At 32.7% G+C, this 5,868-nt stretch carries 4 protein-coding genes and 3 pseudogenes; 3 read left to right on the forward strand and 4 right to left on the reverse strand.

Going from position 1 to position 5,868, the window contains the following annotated elements; genetic code table 11:
* A partial coding sequence (locus Wcon_RS08255) for an IS4 family transposase (RefSeq protein WP_114517839.1) occupies positions 1-1,132 on the forward strand: 1,132 nt, incomplete at its 5' end.
* A 30-nt stretch (positions 1,133-1,162) separates the two neighbouring features.
* On the opposite strand, the pseudogene Wcon_RS08260 reads toward Wcon_RS08255, so the two are convergent.
* Positions 1,163-1,742, reverse strand: a pseudogene (locus tag Wcon_RS08260) (transposase); the annotation flags it as partial.
* 120 nt (positions 1,743-1,862) lie between these two features.
* Here Wcon_RS08260 and Wcon_RS12170 point away from each other — a divergent pair.
* Positions 1,863-2,291, forward strand: a pseudogene (locus Wcon_RS12170) (transposase); the annotation flags it as partial.
* A gap of 267 nt (positions 2,292-2,558) precedes the next feature.
* On the opposite strand, the gene Wcon_RS08265 reads toward Wcon_RS12170, so the two are convergent.
* On the reverse strand, positions 2,559-3,206 hold the full coding sequence (locus tag Wcon_RS08265) for a heme exporter protein CcmB (RefSeq protein ID WP_114517840.1): 648 nt from the start codon (positions 3,204-3,206) through the stop codon (positions 2,559-2,561).
* Positions 3,207-3,312: 106 nt separating this feature from the next.
* Between Wcon_RS08265 and Wcon_RS08270 the strand changes: the two genes are divergently transcribed.
* The gene (locus Wcon_RS08270) at positions 3,313-3,696 is read left to right on the forward strand and encodes a TraR/DksA family transcriptional regulator (protein ID WP_047758972.1); all 384 of its coding nucleotides are present in this window, start codon (positions 3,313-3,315) and stop codon (positions 3,694-3,696) included.
* Positions 3,697-3,715: 19 nt separating this feature from the next.
* On the opposite strand, the pseudogene Wcon_RS08275 reads toward Wcon_RS08270, so the two are convergent.
* A pseudogene (locus Wcon_RS08275) lies at positions 3,716-3,927 on the reverse strand (transposase); the annotation flags it as partial.
* A gap of 799 nt (positions 3,928-4,726) precedes the next feature.
* Positions 4,727-5,746: an IS110 family RNA-guided transposase gene (locus Wcon_RS08280; protein WP_114517104.1), complete on the reverse strand. Its 1,020-nt coding sequence runs from the start codon at positions 5,744-5,746 to the stop codon at positions 4,727-4,729.
* Positions 5,747-5,868: the final 122 nt, after the last annotated feature.

Raw genomic sequence — 5,868 nt, forward strand, 5'->3', positions numbered from 1 at the left:
TGAAGACTCGATAAATATAACAAAACAAGGTCTGGACTTTAGATTTACTAAGGAAGCAGTGGAATTCATGAAAAGAATGTATAATGAATCTTTAACGTTACTTAAAAATACCTTACAAGTTGATTGCAGAATCTTGAAGCACTTTGGAGGTGTTAAGGTATTAGACAGCAGCTATATTAGCTTACCTAACAGTATGGAAGACATGTATAAAGGTTATAGCTACAGTGGTTATGAAAGCAATACTAAGTCTGGAATAAAGTTACAATTAGTTTTTGACTACCTAAACCAGACATTAGACCAGCTTAATATAACTGAAGGAATAAGGTCAGATCAGGGTTATAGAAGCCATTTAAGCAATATATCGAGCAACGATTTACTAATATCTGATTTGGGTTATTTTGTGCCAAGTTCTTTTAAACAAATCAATGAAATAGGAGCTTATTTCATAAGTCGTTATAAATCCGATACCAACATATATGATATAGAGACAGGTCAAAAAATAGATTTACTAGAACATTTGGAAGATCGATCTTTTCTAGAACAGGAGGTATTGTTAGAAAAAGAAACAAAGGTTAAAGTGAGAATTATATGTAAAAAACTAACTGAAGAACAAGCTATGGTTAGAAGAAGAAAGGCTAATAAGTTAGCAAGATCACATGGATACATATCTTCTCAAAGGAACCAAAAGTTACTAAATTGGTCGATATTTATAACTAATGTTCCAAAAAGTAAGATTAATGCTGAGCAAATACTAGTAGTTTACCGAATAAGATGGCAAATTGAATTATTGTTCAAATTATATAAGAGTAATATAAGGCTTGATAAGCTGAGAGGAAAGCCATACAGAGTATTATGTGAGCTATATGCCAAATTGTGTGCAATTCTTATATTTCATGGAATAGTGGGTTGCACAGAACTGAAAAAAAATACGGAGCTTAGCTTAACAAAGGCATTTATTGAGCTAAAAAGACGGGTTAGAGAGTTATTTTTAGCACTAAATAATAAAATTAAAGGCTTAAATATTTTTCTCAAAAAGCTTACCATAACTTGGTCGCAATTTTCATTAAAAGACAAGTACAGAAAAACTAGGGTATCCACCTTAACTTCTCTAAATTTGCTCACAATCTCTTAACTTGACGCCTATGGTTTATTTTACACTCCCCGGTAGATATAAAATTTCTGCACCAACCCCTTTAGCAAGTTCGGTAATCTTATTAGACTTATGAAAAGTTAGCATTATCAAAGTTTGTCCAGATCGGTGTCAGAAATTGCTCAAACCATTTATTAACATATTGCAGTGGCCTTCAAAGATTAACGGAGCAACTATTTTTCTTCCACTTAAGGCTGCAACCATGCTGATTCCAGATTTTAGGGCTGTCCTTTCTGGCAATATCCATAGCTCAGTGTCCAGACTCATCTATATACACTAATTCTTTAGGTTCTTTTGTCGCTATAACCCTTGCAAATTGAGCTCGCTTTTCCTCATTTCTTTCTTTGTATCCATAGGTCTTGTGAATCCTATATTTTTAAGTGCTCGATTGTCTACTAATATTGCCCCAGCATCTCTGACTGAATTTTGCCACCTTGCAAATGCATTCCAGTCGGTAATTTTATCTACGCTTCCAGGCTTTTTTGACTGAAAATCTCCCATTTTCTCACGTCTTTTCTTCCACTCATATAAAGTTGTTTTTCCGATCTTAAATCTCTTAGGCTCCACTCTCTCCTTCATCCAACGCTTCCATTACCTTTTTCCTTAAGTCATAACTATATGCTACTTACCTTCATTACTATAAATCCATATCTTACTCTTTTTCTACTATTATGAGAAGGGCTATAGTTGCGACAAAACAATGGTCGGAAACAGTTTCTGTATAATTGATGCTCAGAGCGTAAAAAATGTAGATACTGCTGAAAACAAGGGCTACGATGCGGGTAAAAAGATTTCAGCGCCATATTGCAGTTGATACTCAAGACACGCAATTTATATCACAACGGCAGAAATAACTGATCGTAGCAGTGCTGTAAAAATGGTTGTAAATGCTAAAGAAAATCTCTCAAAATATACTAGTTGATGCCGGCTACACTGGAGAAAATTTTGCAACTCAAATAAAAGATACTATTGGTGCAGCTGTTGAGGTGAAGCGAATTACACAGGTTTGCCGTATTGCCAAAAAGATGGGTTGTTTTTTGCTTGGTTAGAGAAGTGTAGACGGTTATGGAAAATTGCGAGCGGAAACTCAACACCAGCTTACAAATTTGCTTTTACTGCTCTACTCCTGAAAAGATTTTAAACAGGTTCTTAGAAATTTACTATAACTTGGTCGCAATTTTCATTAAACGTAGAAGGGCTAGACTATCCACTTTAACCTCTCTAAATTTTCTCACAATCTCTTAACTTGAAGCCTATGGTTAAATAAACTGTGTCAACCCGAGAAATAAAAGTAAAATAGAAACAAAAGTGCTGTCTCTTGTAGTATTTTACTCCTTAACATCTTTCCTTAAGTTGACGCCATTGCCTGAACAGATACAAGAAGTCTATTAAATAACAGTAAGGTTTTTCAATCTTGTTCCACAGCAAATTTTAATGCCATGTGAGTAGTTATGGTGCTGTTAACAATCAAAATGACAAAAATTAAGATGGTGATTAGTAGTGTATAAATATTCAAGGATAAATTTTCAAATTGAGTTAGCAATTTGAAATATACAAAAGTTGGCATTATCATTGGCAAAACAAGAATTTGCGATACTCCTGATGCTAAGTTGTTTCGACCAATCATCAATGCATTTCCAGTAGCTGAAATATTAATGATTATCAGCGTATTAAATAATAAAGATACTCCAACTGCTATTGAGTGTTCAATACTGTTGCCTAGAACTGCAAAGCTGAATATGGAAGAAATTACTGAAATCGGTAACCCAAATAATAACCAGTGAGCGAAAATTTTATAAGCAATTATAAGCCTAGAAGAGAGTGGCTGTACAAAGATTTGCTCTAATATTCCATCATGATGATCAGATGCAAACAAATTGTTTGTAGAGATCTGTAAAACAAATGTAGCACATATCCATGTTAATGTTAACATAACTTCTTGTTTATTGTTGTTTTCAAGTGTATATGAAGATAAACTTAACATTATAATAAAAATACATACTATATAAGTAACATTATTATCATCTATTACTAATTTTTTTACCAAACCTATCATACCAGGATTTTAAATGTTTATTATAAATTATAGTGTTTACTTTGAGGGTAGTATAATTTTTTGTTCACAAGTTATATAAGTTTTAATATATTTTATTGATAATGCTATGGAAAAGTTAATGAAAATAAAGTTACCGGAAGATTACACTCCTTCAGAAAATGAAGAATATATGAACGTAAAACAACTGGAATACTTTAGCTTAAAGTTACAATCAATACTTGCTGACCTGGAGAAACAAGATCTAGAAGATAGTAGTATTTATTCTGATGGAGATAGTGGAAATGGGGAATTAATTAAGCGCCGCAAAGATAGAAAAGAAAAAATTAAGGAGGCGTTAGAAAAAATAAAATCAGGCACTTATGGTTATTGTGATGGAACAGGAGAAGAAATAGGAGTTGAAAGACTGAAAGCTAATCCGCTTGCTATATATTGTATCGAAGAGCAAGAGAGAATAGAAAAAGAAAAGAACGTGTATAACATTAATGATTAATTTACAAGTATAGCTTTTCTCATAATAGTGAAAACAAATGAAGGAAAGCAAAATCGACAGCCTGGCGAAAAGATTGAAACAGAAAATATTCTCTTTGGCTCTGTTTTTGATAACAAATCAATGGTGTTAAATGTCATTAAAATCAGGAGAATACGCAGGAAGATACAGAATTTCTATACCAACGCTTTTGGCAAGTTTGACAATCTTTTTAGACTTATGAAAAGTTGCATTATGGGAGTATTAAATAAACCATAGGAGTCAAGTTAAGGAAAAAGATATGAGGAGATAGAATAACAAGTTCTCACAGATATGTTTTTAGTGAGAGAAGTAACGATGAATAAAATAACTTGCCTATCAAATAACCTCAACAAATTTTTCAATGAAATGGGAAAAGAGCAGTTGTGCTAAAAGTCAATAAAAAAAATGAAAAATATCGAAAAATTTTCAATTCAGTGGATTTGTAAAAAATTAATATATTATAATCCTTAATTTAAATATTTAGTGTAGCTGTGAATAAGTTCTCTAATTGCATAAAAGTCAACAATAATTTTTTGTATCATGAAAAATATTTTTTGATGTAAAATTCAGCTCTAATACAACCTTTTATTTATTATTGTATTATCTTATTCAATCAAAAGAGGTTTTATTGGCAATAAAAACATCAACACTAATTTCCAATTAATCTCTTTTAAACTATGTAGCCAATGAATATGTGGATAAATACGTCCACACAAACTTAAAGTATTTATCCACATATTCATTAAGCTTATAAAAACTAAGGTATCATTCTTTTCCTCTATAGTCTTAATGATTTTACATAAGTTAAAAGTAGCATGCTTCCATTGTTCTCTCCGCGGTCTAATATGGCTAATTTATATTGTAGCCAAGCCGCACTATACTTGTAGGCGGAAGTGGACGGCAACATGTACGCCACGAAGTCTATGCTTCAACTTATCCTCTTGCTTATCCCTTCCATCGGCATTGCTATCTTTACTTTCAGTAAAATTATTGTTTTATACTTCTTTAGTGTTTATTGATAGCAAAACTCTTTTCTATCGATTAGCATCTTGTGCATAATCACGGCTAATTTTCTTGCTACTGCAACAATTGCTTTTTTCATGCCCTTTTTCTTTTTAAGCTTCAATCCCCAGCTTCTTAATTTAAATGTCCTTTTACATTTTACCAGTAAGACCTGCGCGGCTTCATATAACATATTCCTACAGTCCACTGGTCCCATTTTTGATATACTTCCGTGTCGATCAATCTCACCAGAAGCGTACTGTCTTGGACTTAATCCCATATAGGCTCCAACTGTATAAGATGTTTCAAACCTATGCAGATCATCTATTGCAGCTTTATATGTCATTGCTACTATAATACCAACTCCTGGAACAGTAGTTAATAATTTACAATCCTCATCTTTTTTGCTTTGTTCTGAGAGCATTTTATCAAGTTTTCTTGTTGATTCTTCTATTATTTCTAAACTATGTACTAATGATTCAATTGAGGTTTGGCTAATTTCATCTAGATTATTAACCATTTCTTGCACTTTTAAAGCAAAGTTTGCAGAACTAAGACGTTGATTAACTTTTATCCCGTATATTTTCAGTAATCCCCTTATTGTTCCCGCAATTTGCTCTCTGCAACGTATTAATTGTCTTCTGCTTCCAAGTATTATTTTAACCTGACAAGCTTCGTCTGATTTTACTAATACCTCCTTAAATAGCCCAACTCTCATCATTTGTGCTATGCCTCTTGCATCATTTTTATCATTCTTATTGATTCTCGCAGATAATGCTGCTGCCATATGCCTTGCATCTACACAAGTTACTGGTAATCCAAGATTCCTCAACTCTTTGCACATCGATATTGATAATTGCCCGCTTTCTATTCCTATGGACTCGTATTTTTTGTTTTGACCAAGCAGAAACTCAGCTATTGCACTGCTTTCACTTGCAACAACCCCTTCTTTAACAATTTTTCCTTTCTCATCAATGATACTAATAAAAGTTTCTTTGAGTGAGACATCTAACCCGCTATAATGTTTCATGAGACTACTCCTACTGTAAAAGTTTAAATTATTCTTGAAGAACTAATTCATTGAATTTGTTACTTCGTGCTAAAATAATGGAGTATGTCTCTCCATCATTCAATAGCAATTACAGTATGTAC

The sequence above is a fragment of the Wolbachia endosymbiont of Cylisticus convexus genome, assembly GCF_003344345.1.